The following is a 19,221-nucleotide window of genomic DNA, read 5'->3' as shown; positions in this document are numbered from 1 at the left end:
CATGAAGGCGATCCAATTCGTTGAAAAGGGCAAGGCGACGATCGGCGAGGTTCCCGTCGGCGCCCTGCCGCCCGGCCATGCGCTCATCCGCGTGAAGGCAGCGGGCCTTTGCCATACCGATATCGACGTGCTGCACGCCCGCTATGGCGCCGGTGCCTTCCCCCTCGTTCCCGGCCACGAGTTCGCCGGCGAAGTGATCGAGCTCGCGTCCGACGTTAAAGACCTTAAGACGGGAAGCCGCGTTGCCGTCGATCCGAACCTGCCCTGCGGCACCTGCCCATCCTGCCGCAAGGGCCTGACCAATCTGTGCCGCGACCTCAAGGCCTATGGCGTTTCCCATAATGGCGGCTTTTCCGAGTTCAGCGTCGTGCGGGTCGACCACCTGCACGATATCGGCGACATGCCCTATGATCTGGCGGCGCTCGCCGAACCGCTTGCCTGCGTCCTCAATGGCCTTGGCGCCGCCGGTGTCGCCGGTCCTTCGACCGCGCCGTCCAATGGCCTGATCTTCGGCGCGGGCCCGATCGGTCTCCTGCTCGGCCTCGCGCTGAAATCCGCAGGCGTGGGACAGGTTGCCTTCGCCGATATCAACGAGGGACGGCTGGCATTCGCCGAGAGCCTCGGCTTCATGCCGATCGTCTCCGGGTCGCGGGAACTGCTTGCCAGCGAACGGGCCTATGATTTCGTGGCCGACGCGACAGGTATTCCCGGCGTCGTCGAGGGCATGCCGGATCTCGTCGCCGATGGCGGCACAGCACTTCTGTTCGGTGTGTGCGCGCCGGATGCGCGGGTTTCCATTTCGCCGTTCCAGATTTTCCGGCGCCAGTTGAAACTGGTCGGCTCCCACTCCCTCAACCGCAACATTCCCGAAGCCCTATCCGTCCTGTCCGGCGACAGGGAGCGGATGTCGCGGCTGGTCACCCACCGGCTGCCGCTTGAAGAGATGGTGCCTTATTTCCTGTCCAAGCCAAGCGATCCCGCAACCATGAAAGTGCAGTACTTCGACAACTGACGGCGAACGGCGGACAAGACCATCATTCCGGCTTTTCTAATAGAGACCGAACGTCTAAGACGTTGACAAGAAATTCGACGGAGCATGTGGATTGGCCAAGACGATAAAGACGATGGAGGACTTTTCGGGTTTCGTCGGCCTGTCGCGGCCAACCGTCTCCAAATACTTCAACGATCCTGCCTCTGTTCGCAAGAAGACGCGTGATACGATCGAGGAAGCGCTGAAAAAGTCCGGCTTCCGGCCGAACATGTTCGCGGTGAACCTCAACCGCCGCCGCAGCAACATTATCGGCATCGTCATTCCCAACACGCTCGATCCGTTCTTCATGGCGCTGACGCGGCGGATCGAGATTATCGCCAATGAAGCGGGCTTCCTCGCCTTCGTCCTGTCGTCGGACGGAAAGCCGGACATCGAGGAGGAGGCAATCAAGACCTTCCGGTCGATGAATGTCGCCGGTGCCATCATTGCCCCGATCGGACGGGAAACCGGAAGCTCGACGCTGGAACAGCTTGGGCGCGACATTCCGCTTGTCTACGTCGATACCCCGGCCGATGGCGGAGCCTCGTATGTCGGCACCGACAACCGCCAGAGCTTCGGCCTCATCGTCGATTACCTCTGCCGGTCGGGCGAGCCGCCCTGCTATTTCGGCATGCCCGAGGTCAACATCAACGCGGTCGAGCGGCGCAATGCCTATGTCGAGGCGATGACGGGCTTCGGCCTGACGCCGGAGCTGATCCCGTTGTCCGCCGTCGCCACCTGGGATTTCGAGCGTTTTGCCATGGACGAGGCCTCGCGCCTGTTCGGTACGCTTTCACGACTGCCGACCCGCACGATCGTCTGCGCCAACGATCGCCTCGCCTTTGGCGTGATAGCGGCCGCTTGGGCGAAGGGCCTGAAGGTCGGCCATGGTCCAGGCTACGACATCCGCGTCGCCGGCCATGACGATCATCCCCTGTCGCAATATACCTGTCCGCCGATCACCACCGTTGCCCAGAATTACAGCGAAATCGGTCGCCTCGCCATCGGCCTGCTGTTCAGGAAACTCGGCGAGGAAACGCAAGGCGACGATATGCTGCTGACGCAGAATCGCATCCTGCTCAAGGCGGAACTGATGCTACGGAAATCCGCCTAGGCGTTTGCCGACAGACGCTGCCGATCCGTCTTTGGAACCAAAGGCCCCGCTCTCCGTTGACTCCCATATTCAACCGGTCCGTTCCGGGCCGTGCCTCAGGAGGGTCAGATGCAAGTTATCGGCAAGCAGGTGCATGACGAGAAATCGGCTGTCATCGTCGAATTCGTCGGAGAAGGCGGCGACGTCGTGTCTGTCCACTTGCAGAAGGACGACGAGGGACGCCTGAACCGGATGAATGCCGAGGAAAAGGCGAAGGCTGTGATGATGCAGATCGCCACCTTCGAAAGCAATGTCGGGCGAGATTCCGCAGCTGGATGGAGTTCCTCCCAGGACCAAACCAGTTCTGTCGACATGGAAATACCAGCGAAAACGGAAAGCAGCGAGTCGGCCGCCGTGACATCGCTCAAAAGCGCGCGTGCCGCACAGGATACCGATACACTGGAAGAGCAGCTTGAAGAGGGTCTGGAAGGCTCGTTCCCCGCGAGCGATCCGGTGGCGGCGACCGTCAGCACAATTCCGAGCGGTCACCCGGGTACGAAGAACTGAGCGGGTGCGCTGCGGTCAGCGCGCGCTGACAGTATTCAGGCAACCGCCGGCACTGTGGCCGGATCGGTCGGCAGAAGCCGCGCGATCGCGCTCAACAGGTCCGTCTGCGAAATCAGGCCGTGGATGCGGTGGTCGGCATCGACGATGATGACCGCATGAGTGCGCCCGTCCGTCAGGATCGGAAGCAGCGACAAGGCCGGATCGGAAGCCGATGCAATCGCGGGTTTTGACAATACGGGCCGGATCCGCTCCGTCGCCTCGAACAGTTCCCGAAGACCGACGGTGCCGATCAGGCGGCCCCCGTCATCGGTGACCGGCAGGGTGCGGATATTGTGTTTCAGCAGAAGACGGCGGGCATGGTCCGGGCTATCGTCCTCATTGATGCCAATGACATCCCGCGACATGATATCGGCGCAGTCGATGCCGGCATTGGCACGGATGATCGCGTGCAACTCGACCTGCCGCAGCAGCCGGCTGAGGTCGCCCCGGTCGATATCGAAGGTCTCTTGGGCCGCCTCGAGGGCCGCATCGATGTCTTCCTCGCTGAAGCCGACGCGCTGCGACGACGGCGGGTCGATCGTCTGGTGCGTGTTTTCCACGGGCTTGGGCGCGACATGCGGATAGTTGCGCCGGGACAGCTTATGGAAGACCAGGCCAAGCCCGACAAGAATGCAGGAATTCAGGCCCACCGGCACGAACGGAAACAGGAAACCCCAGGACGCGACCACCGGGCCGCCGAGAACGGCCGTCAGCGCGGCGGCGCCGCCGGGCGGATGCAGGCAACGCGTGAACGACATGGCGCCGATCGCCAGCGAAACACCGACGCCGATCGCGATGATCGGATCGGGAATGAAATAGGCCGCGACAATCCCCATCAGCGCCGAGATCGTATTGCCGCCGATGATCGACCAGGGCTGTGCCAGCGGGCTGGCCGGCACAGCGAAGAGAAGCACCGCTGAAGCGCCCATCGGCGCCACGATCAGCGGAAGATACGGCCCCTGCCCGAACAGGTAACCACTGATGAGGCCGGTGAGGCCGATACTGACCAAGGCGCCGATACAGGCGACCAGGCGTTCGCGCAGGGTAGCGCCGGCAAGAATGGGCGAAAACAGGCGGAAGCGATGGGCAGGTTTGGAGCCCGCCTTGGAGGACACAGGAGACTGCATGATGAACCGATTGCTGGATGAAATGTTTCGGGGCGAAGCGGACGGTGACGGCTACTGCATATTTAAAGTGTTACAGTGACCTTTGCGCGTCATGTTTGACGCGCGGCGCTGTGGTGTGTCATCGCTTTGGCAGCCCCGTTCCTGGTGGTGTTGAGAACCTCGCGAAACGCCGCAAATGCGCTGGAGCGGCTATCCTTGCGGGAGACGAGCAGCGTCTCGACGGAGCCAACCTGATGCGTCTCGACATTCGTCGGCCAGTGCATGAGGTCGAGAACCGATTTCGGCATCACGCCGGCCGCCTCGCCCGTCGCCACGCTGGCGAGGATCGCGTGATAGGACCCGAACTCTCTGGTGTCGGGACCGCTTGACTGCCTCGCCCAATGTTCGGCAATCCGGCGATAGGTGCAGCCCGGCTCAAGGGCGGCCAGCGATCCCACGTGAAGATCGGCAGCGGAGTTGATATGCGGATGTCCCGATGGCAGGACGATCAGCAGGTCCTCGACGAACACCGTCTCGGTATCCAGAAGATCGAGTTCCGTGTCGAACTGCTCGTCCTGTTCCAACAGAGGGCGCGGCGGACGGGCGATCAAGGCGCAGTCGAGCGCATCGGTCAGCACATCATGCGTCAAGCTGCGGGAAGCGCCCATGGTCAGGCGAAGCGAGACATCCGGCCACATCCGGTTGAATTGCGTCAGCGCCGCCGGCAGGCGGCTGGCCGCCGTGCTTTCCATCGTGCCGACCCGCAAGGTGCCGGTCGGGGCGAGCGGCTTTACCGCCTGGCGCGCCTCCAGCGCCAGTGCGACCAGTCGCTGGCCGTAGGAGAGAAAGGTCTCGCCCTCGCGCGTCAGTGTCATCTTCTTGCCATCACGGCAGAACAGGACGACGCCCAGATTTTCTTCCAGTTGCCGGATGCGCGTCGTCACATTCGATGGCACGCGCCCGATGGCCCTTGCCGCCTTGGTGACACTGCGGTCGCGTGCCACGGCAAGGAATATGTCAATCGACGAAAGGTCCAACGAAAGTATCTCGATTTCTGAATGATGACGTCATTTCGTTCTCCATACAGAAATCAAGATCCTGGCTCAAGCGGCTTTCGGTAGTGTCACCAGCCTGCGACAATCCGCCCGAATGACAACCGCCATCGACCGGTAGCGACACGCCTGTGATGAATGGGCTGCGGGTTAAGCGAGAAACAGAGCGGCCTGGTCTTTTCGCCGTCCATGATACCTGAGCATGAAAAACGCGGCCGGAATTTCGCTACAGGAAATCATCCCGACGTGGCGTGAACGTGTCGATCAGCAGCCCCTCCTCCAGCGCCACGACGCCATGGACAAGGTTGGGAGCGACGATGAAGCTGCTGCCCGTGGGCAGGGTCGTCGTCACGCCATCGACGGTGACCTCGAAGCTCCCTTTGGCCACATAACTGACCTGCGTATGCGGGTGGGAATGCAGCGCACCAATCGCGCCCTTGTCGAAGCTGAAGGCGACCAGCATCATTTCCGGACGCTGCGACAGCACGGCGCGGCGGTTGCCGGGCGATGTTTCCGTCCAGGTCAGGCCTTCGGGAAGGCTATAGAAATCAGGCATCATAACTCCTCTATCGTGCCAGCCATCCGCCATCGACGGGCAGGATCGTACCATGCACATAATCGGATGCGCGGGATGCAAGGAAGACGGCGGCACCCGCCATATCGTCCGCGCGTGCCCAGCGCCCGGCCGGAATACGTTTCAGGATATCGGCATTGCGCTCGGTATCCGCCCTCAGCGCCGTGGTGTTGTTGGTTTCGACATAGCCGGGAGCGATTGCGTTGACATTGATGCCACGCGCTGCCCATTCATTGGCCATCAGCCGCGTCAGCCCGGCCAAACCGCTCTTGGCCGCCGTATAGGACGGCACGCGGATGCCGCCCTGGAAGGACAGGAGCGAGGCGATGTTGATGATCTTGGCGGGCATCTGCTCCGCGATCGCCATCTTCGCGAAGGACTGGCAGAGAAAAAACGCCGCTTTCAGATTGGTATCCATGACGGCGTCCCAATCCTCCTCGGTGAAATCGATGGTGTCGGCACGGCGGATGATCCCGGCATTGTTGACCAGGATATCCGGGTGCGACCGGATGGAGGAGGCACGCTCGATGACGGCGCGCACCTCCTCCATCCGCGAGAGATCGGCCTGAAGCGAATGGAAGGTTCGGCCCGTTGCCGCCACCTGGCCAGCCGTTTCGTCCATCGATGAGCGGCCGACACCGATGATATCGGCGCCTGCAACCGCGAGACCGACCGCGATCGCCTGACCGATGCCGGTATTGGCGCCGGTGACGATGGCGCAGCGGCCGGAAAGATCGAAAAGGCTCATCGCAGACTGTCCATCGGCACCTTGTCCATGTCGGTAAAGCTCATGTTGTCGCCGGCCATCGCCCAGATGAAGGAGTACCGACCGGTGCCGGCACCGGAGTGGATGGACCAGCCAGGCGACAGCACCGCATCATGGCTTTTCAGCACGAGATGCCGCGTTTCATGCGGCTCCCCCATGAAATGGAAGATCCGCGTCGATTCTTCCATGCCAAAATAGAGATAAACCTCCATGCGCCGGTCGTGGACATGCGCCGGCATGGTGTTCCAGACGGAGCCCGGCTCGAACATGGTCAATCCCACCAGAAGCTGGCAGCTTTCGCAGACATCCGGATGGACATACTGGTTGATCGTGCGGGCATTGGCCTCCTCGGCCGAACCGGTGCGCACCTTCTTGGCCATATCCAGCGTAATGAGCACGGTCGGGCAGGAGCGATGGGCGGGCGCGCTCAGCACATAGAATTCCGCCGGCTTGCCGGGGTCGTCGCTTCGGAAGATCAGATCCCCCTCGCCCATACCGACATAGAGCGCCTCCTGGAAACCGAGGGCATATTCGGTTTGGCCGACGAGAACCTTGCCGCTGCCGCCGATATTGAGGATTGCTGCCTCGCGCCTTTCGAGAAACCGGTCGGTGCCGGTTTCCTTGACCTGGCCGATCGTCAGGTCCTCGCCCGCCGGAACGACGCCACCAACGATCATCCGATCGAGATGGCTGTAGGTGAGATTGACACGACCCTTTGAGAACAGCCCCTCGATCAGGAACCCGTCGCGCAGGCCGTTGGTATCGCGCTTCGCAGCATCTTCGGGGCCAACGACCTGGCGCACATTTACGGAAATTGTCACGGATTTGCCTCTTGGCGTTTGATGGGATTGTCAGGTGAGGACGACGTATTCAGTCAACTGACTGATCGTCGTATCGGCCTTCTTCACGTCGAAAACCTTGGTTCCATGGCTCATGATCACGAACCGGTCGCAGACCTGGTAGGCGTGATAGAGATTGTGCGTGACGAGCACGCTGGAGACGCCCTCTGCCTTGAGTTTCAGCACCTGCGACAGCAGCGCCTCGGTTTCGCGGACGGAGAGAGCGGATGTCGGTTCGTCGAGCAGCAGCACCCGCCGCTTGAAGAAGACCGCGCGCGCGATGGCGACCGCCTGCTTCTGCCCGCCGGAAAGATCGCCCACCAGCTTGTCGGGGGAGTCGATGCCGGAAATATGGACGGCCTTCTCCAGCACTTCCATGGCGATGTCGCGCATTTCCGCCTGTTTCAGGAAACCGAAGGCATTGGTGCGCTCGCGTCCCATGAAGATGTTGCGGGTGATCGACAGCGAATCCACCAGAGCGGTGTTCTGGTAGATGGTCTCGATGCCTGCATCGGCGGAGTCGGACCGGCAGGTGAACAATGTCTTCTGCCCATCGACACTGAGGTGGCCGGATGTCGGCTTATGGATGCCGGAGATCAGGTTGACCGTGGTCGACTTGCCGGCGCCGTTGTCGCCGAGAAGGCCGACAACCTCGCTTGGGCCGACGTGAAAGGAGAGATCCCGCAGCGCCGTCAATGCGCCGAAGCTTTTCGAGATATTGTGCAGTTCCAGAAGATTGGGTGCGGACATCATGCAGCCCCCCGGCGTTCGATGAGATGATTGAAGGCGGCGGCGACCACGATGAGAGTTGCTATGAACATGTCAAGGTAGAAGCCCGGGGCTCGAAGCAGCAGAAGCACGTCGGTGATGGTGTGGATCAGCATGACGCCGAGGAAGATGCCAATGATCGAGCCGCGGCCACCACGGAGCGACAGCCCGCCGATGACGCAGGCGGCGATCGCCTGCAGTTCGAGACCGGCGCCTTGCCCCGGCTGGACACTGCCGACACGGGCCGTGGCGATGATGCCGGCGACAGCGGCCATGCCGCCAGCGATGGCAAACGCGATCATCTTGACGCGGTCGGTGTTGATGCCGATCGCGGTTGCCGCCGCGGGATTGCCGCCCGTAGCGAAGACATGGTTGCCGAACTTGTGACGGTGCAGCAGCAGATAAAAGCCGATAACGAACAGGACAATCCAGATGAAGGCAGCGTTGATGCCGAACAGCGTGCCGGCAAACAGGCCGGAAAAGGCAGGCTCCGGATCGAACCGCACCTGGACGGCGCCGTTGTAGAGCAGCACGGCACCCCGCCAGAACAAAAGACCGCCGAGCGTCACGATAAAGGACGGCAGGCCGAAGCGCAGCGTGATCGTGCCATTGAGCAGGCCGATCATCACGCCCAGCAGAATGCCGAGCGGCGCGGCGATGAAGGCGCTCAGGCCGCCATCGACAAGGCTCGCCATCAGCACGGCCGTCAGGGTGTAGACGGAGCCAATCGACAGATCGAACTCACCGGCGATCATCAGCACGCCGGCGCCGAGCGCCAGGCAGCCGAGCACCGGAATGGCCTTCATCAGAATCGTCAGGTTCTGTGGCGAAAGATAGCGGAAATCGTCGGGATAGGCGAGCGCACCGGCGATGCAGACGATCTGCAAGGTGGCGAAAACCAGGAGAATGGCCCCGGCCGGCATGGTCATGATCTGCTTCAGCAGCGATTGTTTTTTCGTGCGCGATTTCGGCACGGCACTGTCGGTCATGGCGTAGGTCACTGTCGTTACTCTGTTCAGGGGATCGCGGGGACCTTCCGGCAAAATGCCGGAAGGTCTTCAGGCGTCACGCTTACCGGTAGCTGCCGATCAGCGGCTTGACGGAGCTGATGCGCGATTTGTCGAGAAACGCGCCCTGACCGGTATCGACGTCCGTCGGTGTCAGGCCGTATTTCTTTGACAGAGCGATCTGGGCGATCGGATAGTAACCCTGCAGATAAGGCTGCTGGTCCATCGTCGCGAACATGGCACCGGATTCCACCGCGTTGACGATCTCGACCGCGAGGTCGAAGCCACCGAACGGAATGTTGACGCCGGCATCCTTGATGGCGCCCGCACCGACCGTCGAGGTGACGGAGCCGGTGCCGAAAAGAGCCTTGGTGGTGGGGTTGGCGATGAGGAACTGAGCAAGAATATTCTGCGCTTCGGCCGGATCGAGACCGGACTTGACCGTCTCCACCTTGATGCCATGTTCCTTCATCGCCTTTTCGATGCCGCCGCCACGCGCGACGGCGAAGCTGGCTTCCGGAATTTCGCGCGGGTTGAAGACCATGTCGCCTTCCTTCAGACCGAACTGCTCGATCATGCGATTGCCGAGTTCGTAGCCCGAGGCGAATTCGTCCATGCCGACATAGGCCTGGCGGCAATTGCCCTTGGCGCCTTCCAGGTCGTCATTGTTGAAGCCGATGACGATGATGCCGGCCTTGACCGCCTTGCAGATGCTGTCGTCGAAAGCGTCCGACGAGGAAATGGCAACGGCGATGCCGTCAACACCCGTTGCAGTGGCGCTCTCGATCAGGTCGTTCTGGCGCACCGGATCGTTGTTGGCATATTGCACGTCGAGATCGACGCCGAACTGTGCCGCGGCATCTTGTGCGCCTTTGACGACGGGGTTAAAGAACTGGACACTCGGATCAAGGTAGATGATCATCGTCGCCTTGACATCGGCCGCTACGGCGGATGATGTGAAAGCCATAGCTGCGCACGCCGCAAGCATTGCGGTTTTCAGTCTGGTCAATTTCATTTTGCGTATCCTCCCTTTGGATGTGCAATGCGGGGTCGAAAGACCCATGTCTCGGCTGGCGAGCTCCGACCAAAGATCGCGCCAGCCGAGATTTTCCTCCTCTGCCTCAGTCTCCGGTGAGCACCCTCACCCGAACCAAGGATCCGGCCGGCCCAAGGTCACGTGGATGCCCTTGAACTGCGAATATTCATCAAAGCCGTAGCGGCCGAGTTCACGCCCGAGACCGCTCTTCTTGTAGCCGCCGATCGGCAATTCCGGCGCACCATCGATCACGCTGTTGATCCAGCAGCGCCCGGCCCGGATGCGGCGGATGCTCTGCAGCGCGTTTTCGAGATTGCTGGACCAGACGCTGGCCGACAGGCCGTATTCCGAGGCGTTTGCCATCGCGACCGCCTCGTCGGCCGTCTTGAAGGTCAGGGTCGACAGGACCGGGCCAAAAATTTCCTCCCGGGCGATCGACATGTCGGCGGTGACGCCGGAAAAGACGGTGGGCGCATAATAGAGCCCTGAGCCCTCGCCGACCCGCGATCCGCCGAGCAGCAGTTCGGCCCCGGCCGACTGTCCTGCCTCGACATAGGAATGCACCTTGGCGGCATGCGCCTCCGAGATCATCGCGCCGATCTTCGTGCGCTCGTTCAGTGGATCGCCGAACGTGACCTTGCGGGAAATGTCGAGCAGGCGCTCGAGCAGCGCGTCTCGGATACCCTCCTGCACCAGCAGCCGGCTGCCGGAAATGCAGCACTGGCCGGCATTGTGATAGACACCATAGGCGATGCCGTCGGCGGCCGCTTCGAGGTCCGCGTCGGCAAAGACGATCTGCGGACCCTTGCCGCCAAGCTCGAGACCGACGCGCTTGACGCTGCGGGCGGCGATTTCACCGAGCTTGACGCCGACACGGCCCGAACCGGTAAAGGCGATCATGTCCGTACCCGGATCCTCCGCCAGGACCTGTCCTGCCGGGTCGCCGTAGCCGGTGACGACATTGAAGACGCCATCGGGAATGCCTGCTTCGCGGGCCAGTTCCGCCATGCGGATCGATGTACCTGAGGTGAACTCGGATGGCTTCAGCACCACCGTACAGCCAGCACCGATCGCCCACGGCACCCGCTCGGATGCGATGATGAAGGGGAAGTTCCAGGGCGTGATGATGCCGACGACGCCGACGGGCTCGCGCAGGACGAGGCCGAGACGGTTGTCACCGATATTGTTGTGGGTCTGGCCTTCGAGCGCGCGGGCCTGTCCGGCCGCATAGGACCAGAGATCTGCGCAGAAGGTGATTTCACCGCGCGCCTGGGCGATCGGCTTGCCGACCTCCAGACTTTCGATCAGGGCGATTTCCTCGACATTGGCGAGAATGAGCTCGGCTGTCTTGAACATCAGCCGGGAGCGCTCGGCGCCCGACATGCGCGGCCAGGGGCCGGTATCGAAGGCGCGGCGGGCGGCGGCAATCGCAAGGCGCACGTCGTCGGCAGACGCGTCGGGCCAGGTTCCGACGACCACACCGGCATGGCCCGGACTGACGCGGTCGATTGTTTTTCCCGATGCCGCATCGACAGACTTGCCATCGACCAGCATCTTGTAGCGGGATTTACTCTGCAGACGCGGATCACTAGAATCCGGGCTTATGAAATTGGAATGTATCGTCATCAACTGACCGGGATTTCACGTCCCGGCTCCTCCATCCTGGCTTGGCGTTTGACCGCCGCGCTTGTGCTGTCGTCAAGTTGTATGGTACTGTATGGTGGTTATAAACAAATGTCAACGAGACCGTGGCGGCGAAAAGCATGAACCTTGAAACTTTGAAGATCGACCCGTTGAAGATCGAGACCGGGGAAACGACGGCGGCCCAGGTCGAGCGTGACCTGCGCGAGGCGATCATTCGCCTCGAACTGGCGCCCGGCTCTCGCCTGTCGGAGCAGGAAATCGCCTCCCGTCTCGGCGTTTCCCGCCAGCCGGTCCGCGAGGCTTTGATCGCGCTTGGAAAATCAAAGCTCGTTGAAATCCGCCCCAATCGTGGAACGGTCGTGGTCCGCATCTCGGCGCGCCAGATGATGGAAGCCCGCTTCGTGCGCGAAGCGATCGAGGTGGCGGTCGCACGGCGCGCCAGCGAAAGCTTCGATACCTGGACGCGACGCAAGATCGACGACATCCTCGGCCGGCAGCGGGCCGCCGCGAACCAGCACGATCACAATGCCTTTCGACGGGAAGACGAGCAGTTCCACATCGCCATTGCCGAAGGCGCCGGCTGCGGTCTCGCCTGGAATGCGATCTCGGACATCAAGGCGCATATGGATCGGGTCTGCAACCTGCAACTCCGCAATCCCACCTCGATGAACAATCTCATCGAGCAGCACGAAAAGATCGTCACCGCCATCGATTCACGAAACGCCGATGCGGCGGCCGATGCCATGCGGGCGCATCTCAACGGCATTCTGAACGACCTGCCGCAGATCGAATCGGACAATCGCGACCTGTTCGAATAGCAGCGGCACGTCTTCGAACTTGGTGGCGGAGACGCAAAAAGGTCTGTCCATGGGTTGACTTTGAGGACGCTGGCCCGAGCCCCATGGGTAATTGGCCACATTGCCAATTGGAAAGAGGTGCGAGACCCGCGCCAAACAGCAGGTCACAATAAGCTTAAATAAGTCTTGAACCCGCCATCCCCAAATTATCCTCGCTGGCGCACGGCCGAATGCCTTGCTCCTTGGGCTTTCGGCCACATCGTTAACGGAAACTTTTCCATGCCGGGCGATGGTATCCGCACCGTTCGGCCGGTTTTCAGTTTGTGCCGGGGGAGGACTTGTTTGAGTAGCGCCTGGTATGAACTTCTCGCCAATCTGGCGATCCTGTCGATGCTCGTGCTGATCTGGAGCAACGCGCGGCTGCCGCACATCGATTGCCCGCAGATCATCCGCCAGTTCGCCTTCGGATTGCTGCTTGGGCTGGGCGCCATTATCGTCATGATGCGTCCTTTCGAGATCGGAAAAGGCGTATTCATCGACTCGCGGGCGACGCTGGTTGCGGTCTCTGGCCTGTTCGGCGGCCCAGTTGCCTTGATCGTCACCGCCTTCTGCGCCACGGCTTTCCGGGTCTATCTCGGAGGCGCAGGCGTCGTTGCGGGACTGACGGGGATCGGTATTGCCGCTGTCGTCGGTGTTCTCGGCCATGCGCTCAAGAAGAACGAGCGCCCCTCCACATTCGGCATCATCATATTCTCCGCCTGTGTCGCCGCGGGCGGCCCCTTGAGCTTTCTCGTTATGCCGCAGGCGAGCCTGTCGACGCTCCTGTCCAGCACGATCGCGCCAATCGCCATAATCGCCTTTGCGGCGACGCTACTCGTCTCGCTCGCCGTCGCCAATGAGATACGTCGGCGTGACGCGGTCATGAGGAACCACGTCTACAAGACGGTCATCGACAGCCTTCCCGATTGCCTGAACGTCAAGGACATGGAAGGCCGGTTCATTGTCGCCAATCCGGCCACCGCCATGCTGATGAAGGTAGCGAACCCCGACGCCCTGCTCGGCAAGACCGATTTCGATTTCTACCCGTTCGATATCGCCGAGGGTTTCCGGGCAGATGAACAAAACACCCTGCTGCACGGAACGTCCGAAGTGATCGAACAGCAGGTGACACACCGCGACGGTTCGACCGCGACCCTCTCCACGCTCAAATCGCCGGTTCGCGACAGTTCAGGCCGTGTGACTGGCCTCATCACCCACAATCGCGATGTCACCGCCAAGGTCAAACTGGAGGCAGCGCTCGCCGAAAGCGAGCGTGTCGTCACGGCCGCCCTGACGAACATGGCCGATGGCCTCATCATGTTCGACAAGGATCTCCGCGTCGTCTTCTGCAATGAACAATATCGCACGATGTTTCCGCTGACGGCGGACTTGCGCGTGCCCGGAACACCTGCCGCATCGATCCTCTATGCCTCGATCGCGCGTGGCGAACTGATCAACATTCCCACTGACAACGTCACTGACTGGGTGAATGCCGCCTGTTCGAGATTGCGCCAACCCGGCACCGTCCAGTTTCCACTTTACGACGGGCGCTGGATCGAATCCCGCACCAGCCCGGCGGCCGATGGCACCTGCTTCGTTGTTTGTTCCGACATCACCAAAGGCAAGCAGAGCGAACAGGCCCTGCGCGATCTGAATATGCGTCTTGCGGAATTGGCCGAAACCGATGGACTGACCGGTCTTCTCAACCGGCGCGCCTTCGATGCCGCGCTGACGGAAGAAGTAGCGCGCGTCGGACGCGGCGAAGGCGCGCTGAGCCTTCTCCTGCTTGACGTCGATCGCTTCAAGGCCTTCAACGATACCTATGGCCATACGGCCGGCGACGATTGCCTGCGGGCCATCGCCGAATGCATGCGCGCCGTGGCACGGCGTTCCGGTGACCGCGCCGCCCGCTATGGCGGCGAGGAAATGGTGCTGATCCTGCCCAATACGCCGGAGGAAGGGGCGGTCGCCTTGGCACATGAACTGCGCAACCGCATCCGCACGCTCCAGATCGCCCATACTGGCAGCGAAAAAGGCATCGTCACGGCCAGCATAGGCGTCGCGACGCTTGCCAATCATACGATGGGACCGGATGCCGGGCGACTGGTTGTCCGCGCCGACGAGGCGCTTTATCTTGCCAAGGCGTCCGGCCGCGATCTCGTGCGAACCTGGGAACCTGCCAAACCGAAACTGGTCAGCGGAAAATCCGGCGGCTGAAGAAAAACTCAGCCGCCGCCCCTGTAGCACTTTAAATATGCTGTATAATTTTAGCCTTGAACCGATTCCGATTTAAGGAATTACGCAGTAGCAACCAGGTCAAGCAGAAACTGCGCCGATCCAAGACACAGGGTCCAGCCCAGCGTGCCATGGCCAAGATTGAGATAGAGCCCCTTCATCCGGCCCGGACGGATGATCGGTCGCGACGACGGCGTGCAGGGCCTCGCGCCGGACCATGCGCCGATTTCACCGACCTTGTGCTCGAAAGCACCGCCGAAGGCCTCGATCGACGCGGATCGGAACATGTCGAACCGCTCGTCCGAAAAACGCGGGCGCGCCGCGCCGATATCCGCAAGACCGGCAATCCGCACGTCGTCGCCGAGTCTGGCAAAGACGAGCTTGCGCTTGAGGTCGGTGATCGAAACCCGCATCGCGGCCGGACTGGCCGCCGCGGTCATCGAATATCCCTGCACCGGCCAGATGCCGCCAACCGGACGATCCGTCCATGGCAATATGTCGAGCGCGGCTCCGGTCGTCGCGACAACAAGATCGCAATCAAGCTGCTCGCACGTGGAAAAGGACAGGCCGGTCACCCGCCCCTTGCAGCTTTGGATGCCACGCACCTCCTCACCAAACAGGGTCCGCAAGCCGTAGCGCCGGACAAGCCCGTCGACCAAACCGGTACAGAACCGGTCGGGTCGGCCGGCCGCATCGTCGGGACTGTAGACGACCCGGTCGATGGAATCGGGATAAAGCGTCAGCGCCGGTTCGATCGCCGTCGCTTCGGAACGATCCAGAACCTCCTGTCGGATCCCCATCGATTGTTTTAGCCGATGTACAGCCGCCCCGGCCGCAAAGGCTTTTGCCGTCGAATAGAGGATCATCTTGCCCGAGACCTGATAATCGAACGACAAGTCGAACTCGACGAGCACATCCTCCAGCAGCCTGCGCGTGGCGAAGGCAAGCTTGAGCAAATGTTGCGTATTGGCAAGCGAGCGCGTCGGCAGGCATTCGGCGAGGAACCGCAGGCCCCAGATCAGAAACTCCGGATCGGTCTGCAGTTGGACGCGGTAGGCCGGATCGCGCCGCAACAGGATATGAGGCAGATGCCGCAGCAATGACGGCGACCCGAGTGCGTCGCCATAGGCATAACTGAGCTGGGCGCCGTTGGCACGGCTCGCACCCAGGGCAGGGCCCTGGTTCCTGTCGACCAGCGTGACGGCATAGCCTGCCCGGCAGAGCAGATAGGCGCTCGCCACCCCGGCGACACCCGCCCCGACGACGGCAACGCGCTTCATCTCAGCACCCCCCCGCGATGGTCGCCGACAATTCGATTTCCACCGGCACGCCACGCGGCAGGGACGACACGCCGACGGCCACCCGCGCATGCATCCAGCGATCCGGGAAGAGATCGCGAAGCAGTTCCGAAGCGGCATCGACCACCTGGCCGTGACGGGTGAAATCCGGGGCCGCACTGACATAGCCGGCCAGCCGAACAAAGCCGGTAACGCGATCCAGCCCGCCCGCAATCTTTTCCAACTGAACCAAGCCGTTCAGGAGAGCCCAGCGGGCGCTGTCGCGTGCCTCGTCGATCGAGACCGCGCCACCCACCTGCCCCGTGCAGACGACCTTGCCGTCGCGCAGCGGCACTTGCCCCGATACGGAGACGACATTGCCGGTCCGGATCGCCCCGACAAAGGCACCCGGGGGCGTAGAAGCTTCCGGGAGGGCCAGCCCGAGTTCACTGAGGCGTGCCTCGATCAATGAATTGCGGCTCGGGCGCTGCGGTCCCGATCGGCGCTCCGCGCATTTCGCCACAAATCCCTTGAATATCTGGCGATCGAGCGCCGTCAGCCCGTATTCCGGATGCCATTGCACGCCGAGGCAGAAGGTGTCGCCCGGGGCCTCGAACGCTTCCGTCACCCCGTCGGGTGCGATCGCAAGTACGTCGAACCGGCCAGTACCCGTCAACGCATGACGATGCAGGCTGTTGACCCTGGCGGTGGTTCCACCCTGCCATGTCGCAAGCAGGCTGCCGGGCGTGAGGACAATCTCGTGCGCAAGACGATCCGGCACCACATGCGGCAGGTGCGCCGTCGTCTCGCCGGCAAGGTCAGGCAGGTCCTTCGCGAATGACCCACCGAGATATTCGCCGATCAGCTGCATTCCATGGCAGATCCCCAGCAGCGGTTTTCCCGCCGCCAGGGCCTCATGCACCAGCGTCCGTTCAAAGGTGCTGCGTCTGGCGGGAACCTCCGCGCCCGGTTGCGTACCCGTCACGAGGATGCCGTCGCACAGGGCAAGCGCGTCGGCGATCTGTTCACTGTGATACGGCAGGATCAATGCAAGCCCGCCAGCCTCGCTGATCGCCTCGGCATAGTTTGTGCGCACGGCATATTCATGCTCGGTCTCGGCCTTGTCATTCGGCAAGAAATCCGGGGTAATCAAGATTACCGGCGGGCGTGAAGGGTCGGTATCGGCAAGGGGATGGGCGCGGCTTTCACCGCCACCTTTCGGTTGCGTATCCATGTCTATGACTTTCTTTTGAAGGGTCAGCGGGCGGCGGGCGCGGCGAGGCGCCGGGAGAGAATGGAAAATGGCCAGCCGATCATGAAGTAGCAGAGACCCACCGCGACATAGATCTGCAACGGCAGGAAATATTCGGTTGCCATCGCCCGCCCGGTCAGCACCAGTTCGTTGACGGTGATCAGCGAGGCAAGGGATGAGTCCTTCAGGAGCGAGACGAAGGTCACGATCATCGGCGAGAGGATGACCCGCACCACCTGCGGCAGGATGATGAAGGTGAAGCTCTGGGCAGGCGTGAATCCGGCCGCCATCGCCGCCTCCCTTTGCCCCTTCGGGATCGCTTTCAGTCCTGCCCGCAACAGCTCCGAGACCTGGGCGGCAAAGCAGAGCGAAAGCCCGAGCACCGCCGCCGTGAAGGCATCGAAGGTGATGCCGACACCCGGCAGGCCGAAATAGAGCAGAAACAGGACGGCCAGCAGCGGCACGCCGCGCACAGCGGTCACATAGACCGCGGCAAAGCCGCGCAGCGCTCTCGAACCGGAGGTCTGGCAGAGGAGCAAGGCGAGGCCGAACACCACTGACAAGGCAAAGCCGGCGATCGAAAGCAGCGCGGTATTGAGCATCGCCTCTGCGAGCAGCGGCCACCACTCGCCACCATAATCGACATAGGGCTGTAGAAATCCGGTCATCCCTTGAGCTTTCCATAATGGCTTTCCAGGACACGCACGCCTTGCATCAGCGGCAGGCTCAGCACCAGGTAGAGGCCTGCAGCCGTTGCGTAGATCAGCGTCGTCTGGAACGATGAGGTAACCATGGAGCGGGCAAAGAACATGATTTCGGGCGCGGCGATGGCCGACACGACCGATGTGTCCTTGACAAGCTGCACGGCGTAATTGCCCAGGCCCGGAATCGCGATGCGCATGGCCTGCGGCGTGAGGATGGAGAAGATCGTCTGGCTCGGTTTCAGCCCGACGGCGAGCGCTGCCTCTATTTGCCCCTTCGGCAGCGACCGAAAGCCAGCCCGGAAGATGTCGCAGGTCACGGCTGCGCCGATCAGCCCGAGGCCGAGGATGGCGGCTGTGATCGAGGACAACCGGAGACCGAGGCTGGCAAGGCCGAAATAAAGGATGAACAGATGCGTCAGCGCCGGAATGTTGCGCAGCAGCTCGACATAGGCGTCAATGGCGAAATGCACCGCCTTTATCCGGGTAAATTCCCTGAGGAGACACAGGCAAAAACCGAGGACAAGGCCGATGACGAGTGCCGCGACTGCCACCAGCACGGTTACGCCCAGCCCCGCGAAAAGGCCTTCGAGAACGAGGCGAAAGGTTGAAAGATCGGGCATCGTCGATCCTCAATGCCTGATCTGCTTGAGGAAGCCACGGGTCCGCTCCTCACGCGGCGTGTTGATCACCGCGCCTGCAGGCCCCTCCTCGACGATCACGCCGCCATCGAGAAACATCACCCGGTCGGCAACGTCCCGTGCAAAAGCGATCTCGTGGGTGACGAGCAGCATCGTGCGCCCCTCGTCCGCCAGTTCCTCGATCACGGTCAGCACTTCGCGCACCAGTTCCGGATCGAGCGCCGATGTCGGCTCGTCGAACAGCATCAGCCTCGGTTTCTGGGCCAGTGCCCGGGCAATCGCGACACGCTGCTGCTGGCCGCCGGACAGCTCCAGCGGTGAGGCATCGGCACGGTGCGCCATATGCACCTTGGCGAGCATCTCCAGCGCCAGGTCGCGGGCTTCCTTCGCCGGGAGCCCCCGCACCTTGCGTACGGCAATCGCGACGTTCTCGGCAACGGTCAGATGCGGCCAGAGATTGAACAGTTGGAAGACCATGCCCATCTCGGCGCGTTGCGGCGCCAGTTGCCGGTCGTTCATCAGTCGTCCGTCACGCATGCCGATCCGCTCGCCATCGAGCCGGATCTCGCCTGCTGTCGGCGTTTCGAGAAAATTCATGCAACGCAGGCAGGTCGATTTTCCTGATCCCGAAGGACCGATCAAAGCGATCTTCTCTCCAGCCTTGACGGAGAAATCGATCCCCTTCAGCACCTCGACCGACCCATAGCTCTTGCGCAGGCCCGCGACACTCAAAAGTGCGTCCATCAGCATTCCCCGTC

The 19,221-nt window shown here is 62.0% G+C and carries 19 protein-coding genes; 5 read left to right on the top strand and 14 right to left on the bottom strand.

What is annotated here, in order from left to right; translation table 11 throughout:
• Position 1: 1 nt before the first annotated feature.
• The 3 genes from VL202_RS07570 (at position 2) to VL202_RS07560 (ending at position 2,690) form a co-directional block, all read left to right on the top strand.
• Entirely contained in the window at positions 2 to 1,012 is a 1,011-nt protein-coding gene (locus VL202_RS07570) for a zinc-dependent alcohol dehydrogenase family protein (protein WP_325463515.1), read from the top strand.
• Between the two features lie 112 nt (positions 1,013 to 1,124).
• Positions 1,125 to 2,144 (top strand): LacI family DNA-binding transcriptional regulator, encoded by a 1,020-nt coding sequence (locus tag VL202_RS07565; RefSeq protein ID WP_325463533.1) that lies wholly within the window; start codon positions 1,125 to 1,127, stop codon positions 2,142 to 2,144.
• A 108-nt stretch (positions 2,145 to 2,252) separates the two neighbouring features.
• On the top strand, positions 2,253 to 2,690 hold the full coding sequence (locus VL202_RS07560) for a hypothetical protein (RefSeq protein ID WP_325463514.1): 438 nt from the start codon (positions 2,253 to 2,255) through the stop codon (positions 2,688 to 2,690).
• A gap of 35 nt (positions 2,691 to 2,725) precedes the next feature.
• On the opposite strand, the gene VL202_RS07555 is transcribed toward VL202_RS07560, so the two are convergent.
• From VL202_RS07555 to VL202_RS07515, 9 genes are all read right to left on the bottom strand, one after another.
• A complete protein-coding gene (locus tag VL202_RS07555) occupies positions 2,726 to 3,856 on the bottom strand; it encodes an HPP family protein (protein WP_325463513.1) in 1,131 nt (376 codons plus the stop codon).
• 89 nt (positions 3,857 to 3,945) lie between these two features.
• Positions 3,946 to 4,872 carry a LysR family transcriptional regulator gene (locus tag VL202_RS07550; RefSeq protein ID WP_325463512.1) on the bottom strand — a complete coding sequence of 309 codons (927 nt, stop codon included), beginning with the start codon at positions 4,870 to 4,872 and terminating at the stop codon, positions 3,946 to 3,948.
• A gap of 241 nt (positions 4,873 to 5,113) precedes the next feature.
• Positions 5,114 to 5,446, bottom strand: a complete 333-nt coding sequence (locus VL202_RS07545; protein WP_325463511.1) for a cupin domain-containing protein — start codon at positions 5,444 to 5,446, stop codon at positions 5,114 to 5,116.
• 7 nt (positions 5,447 to 5,453) lie between these two features.
• Positions 5,454 to 6,209: a 2-dehydro-3-deoxy-D-gluconate 5-dehydrogenase KduD gene (gene kduD, locus VL202_RS07540; RefSeq protein ID WP_325463510.1), complete on the bottom strand. Its 756-nt coding sequence runs from the start codon at positions 6,207 to 6,209 to the stop codon at positions 5,454 to 5,456.
• On the bottom strand, positions 6,206 to 7,048 hold the full coding sequence (kduI, locus tag VL202_RS07535) for a 5-dehydro-4-deoxy-D-glucuronate isomerase (protein ID WP_325463509.1): 843 nt from the start codon (positions 7,046 to 7,048) through the stop codon (positions 6,206 to 6,208). The genes kduD and kduI overlap by 4 nt, the downstream gene beginning before the upstream one ends.
• Positions 7,049 to 7,078: 30 nt before the next feature.
• Positions 7,079 to 7,816 (bottom strand): ATP-binding cassette domain-containing protein, encoded by a 738-nt coding sequence (locus VL202_RS07530; RefSeq protein WP_325463508.1) that lies wholly within the window; start codon positions 7,814 to 7,816, stop codon positions 7,079 to 7,081.
• Positions 7,816 to 8,763, bottom strand: a complete 948-nt coding sequence (locus tag VL202_RS07525) for an ABC transporter permease (protein WP_414692821.1) — start codon at positions 8,761 to 8,763, stop codon at positions 7,816 to 7,818. The genes VL202_RS07530 and VL202_RS07525 overlap by 1 nt, the downstream gene beginning before the upstream one ends.
• Before the next feature lie 142 nt (positions 8,764 to 8,905).
• Positions 8,906 to 9,856 (bottom strand): substrate-binding domain-containing protein, encoded by a 951-nt coding sequence (locus tag VL202_RS07520; protein ID WP_325463506.1) that lies wholly within the window; start codon positions 9,854 to 9,856, stop codon positions 8,906 to 8,908.
• 126 nt (positions 9,857 to 9,982) lie between these two features.
• Positions 9,983 to 11,503 (bottom strand): aldehyde dehydrogenase family protein, encoded by a 1,521-nt coding sequence (locus VL202_RS07515; protein ID WP_414692818.1) that lies wholly within the window; start codon positions 11,501 to 11,503, stop codon positions 9,983 to 9,985.
• Between the two features lie 137 nt (positions 11,504 to 11,640).
• Between VL202_RS07515 and VL202_RS07510 the strand changes: the two genes are divergently transcribed.
• Positions 11,641 to 12,339, top strand: a complete 699-nt coding sequence (locus VL202_RS07510) for a GntR family transcriptional regulator (protein ID WP_325463505.1) — start codon at positions 11,641 to 11,643, stop codon at positions 12,337 to 12,339.
• A 321-nt stretch (positions 12,340 to 12,660) separates the two neighbouring features.
• Positions 12,661 to 14,574, top strand: coding sequence for a diguanylate cyclase (locus VL202_RS07505; protein WP_325463504.1), 1,914 nt, complete (start codon positions 12,661 to 12,663; stop codon positions 14,572 to 14,574).
• A gap of 80 nt (positions 14,575 to 14,654) precedes the next feature.
• Here VL202_RS07505 and VL202_RS07500 read toward each other — a convergent pair whose 3' ends face one another.
• Genes VL202_RS07500 through VL202_RS07480 form a run of 5 tightly spaced genes read right to left on the bottom strand, consistent with a single transcriptional unit; the run spans position 14,655 to position 19,207 of the window.
• On the bottom strand, positions 14,655 to 15,872 hold the full coding sequence (locus VL202_RS07500) for an FAD-dependent oxidoreductase (protein ID WP_325463503.1): 1,218 nt from the start codon (positions 15,870 to 15,872) through the stop codon (positions 14,655 to 14,657).
• A gap of 1 nt (position 15,873) precedes the next feature.
• Positions 15,874 to 17,103 (bottom strand): Atu1372/SO_1960 family protein, encoded by a 1,230-nt coding sequence (locus VL202_RS07495; RefSeq protein WP_325463502.1) that lies wholly within the window; start codon positions 17,101 to 17,103, stop codon positions 15,874 to 15,876.
• Positions 17,104 to 17,126: 23 nt separating this feature from the next.
• Positions 17,127 to 17,789 (bottom strand): amino acid ABC transporter permease, encoded by a 663-nt coding sequence (locus VL202_RS07490; RefSeq protein ID WP_325463501.1) that lies wholly within the window; start codon positions 17,787 to 17,789, stop codon positions 17,127 to 17,129.
• Positions 17,786 to 18,445 carry an amino acid ABC transporter permease gene (locus VL202_RS07485; protein ID WP_325463500.1) on the bottom strand — a complete coding sequence of 220 codons (660 nt, stop codon included), beginning with the start codon at positions 18,443 to 18,445 and terminating at the stop codon, positions 17,786 to 17,788. The genes VL202_RS07490 and VL202_RS07485 overlap by 4 nt, the downstream gene beginning before the upstream one ends.
• A gap of 9 nt (positions 18,446 to 18,454) precedes the next feature.
• Positions 18,455 to 19,207 carry an amino acid ABC transporter ATP-binding protein gene (locus tag VL202_RS07480; protein WP_325463499.1) on the bottom strand — a complete coding sequence of 251 codons (753 nt, stop codon included), beginning with the start codon at positions 19,205 to 19,207 and terminating at the stop codon, positions 18,455 to 18,457.
• Positions 19,208 to 19,221 lie beyond the last annotated feature (14 nt).

Source organism: Pararhizobium sp. (assembly GCF_035497515.1).
Lineage (GTDB): Bacteria > Pseudomonadota > Alphaproteobacteria > Rhizobiales > Rhizobiaceae > Pararhizobium.
Note: the sequence above shows the minus strand (reverse complement) of the source record. Positions and strands in the feature narration are given on the sequence as shown.

What these genes read in the sequence shown, in the direction of transcription:
- VL202_RS07570 (WP_325463515.1), top strand. Translation starts at nt 2, where the DNA reads ATGAAGGCGATCCAATTCGTTGAAAAGGGCAAGGCGACGATCGGCGAG.
- VL202_RS07565 (WP_325463533.1), top strand. Translation starts at nt 1,125, where the DNA reads ATGGAGGACTTTTCGGGTTTCGTCGGCCTGTCGCGGCCAACCGTCTCC.
- VL202_RS07560 (WP_325463514.1), top strand. Translation starts at nt 2,253, where the DNA reads ATGCAAGTTATCGGCAAGCAGGTGCATGACGAGAAATCGGCTGTCATC.
- VL202_RS07555 (WP_325463513.1), bottom strand. Translation starts at nt 3,856, where the DNA reads ATGCAGTCTCCTGTGTCCTCCAAGGCGGGCTCCAAACCTGCCCATCGC.
- VL202_RS07545 (WP_325463511.1), bottom strand. Translation starts at nt 5,446, where the DNA reads ATGATGCCTGATTTCTATAGCCTTCCCGAAGGCCTGACCTGGACGGAA.
- kduD (WP_325463510.1), bottom strand. Translation starts at nt 6,209, where the DNA reads ATGAGCCTTTTCGATCTTTCCGGCCGCTGCGCCATCGTCACCGGCGCC.
- VL202_RS07530 (WP_325463508.1), bottom strand. Translation starts at nt 7,816, where the DNA reads ATGTCCGCACCCAATCTTCTGGAACTGCACAATATCTCGAAAAGCTTC.
- VL202_RS07525 (WP_414692821.1), bottom strand. Translation starts at nt 8,763, where the DNA reads ATGACCATGCCGGCCGGGGCCATTCTCCTGGTTTTCGCCACCTTGCAG.
- VL202_RS07520 (WP_325463506.1), bottom strand. Translation starts at nt 9,856, where the DNA reads ATGAAATTGACCAGACTGAAAACCGCAATGCTTGCGGCGTGCGCAGCT.
- VL202_RS07515 (WP_414692818.1), bottom strand. Translation starts at nt 11,503, where the DNA reads ATGACGATACATTCCAATTTCATAAGCCCGGATTCTAGTGATCCGCGT.
- VL202_RS07510 (WP_325463505.1), top strand. Translation starts at nt 11,641, where the DNA reads ATGAACCTTGAAACTTTGAAGATCGACCCGTTGAAGATCGAGACCGGG.
- VL202_RS07500 (WP_325463503.1), bottom strand. Translation starts at nt 15,872, where the DNA reads ATGAAGCGCGTTGCCGTCGTCGGGGCGGGTGTCGCCGGGGTGGCGAGC.
- VL202_RS07495 (WP_325463502.1), bottom strand. Translation starts at nt 17,103, where the DNA reads ATGGATACGCAACCGAAAGGTGGCGGTGAAAGCCGCGCCCATCCCCTT.
- VL202_RS07490 (WP_325463501.1), bottom strand. Translation starts at nt 17,789, where the DNA reads ATGACCGGATTTCTACAGCCCTATGTCGATTATGGTGGCGAGTGGTGG.
- VL202_RS07485 (WP_325463500.1), bottom strand. Translation starts at nt 18,445, where the DNA reads ATGCCCGATCTTTCAACCTTTCGCCTCGTTCTCGAAGGCCTTTTCGCG.
- VL202_RS07480 (WP_325463499.1), bottom strand. Translation starts at nt 19,207, where the DNA reads ATGGACGCACTTTTGAGTGTCGCGGGCCTGCGCAAGAGCTATGGGTCG.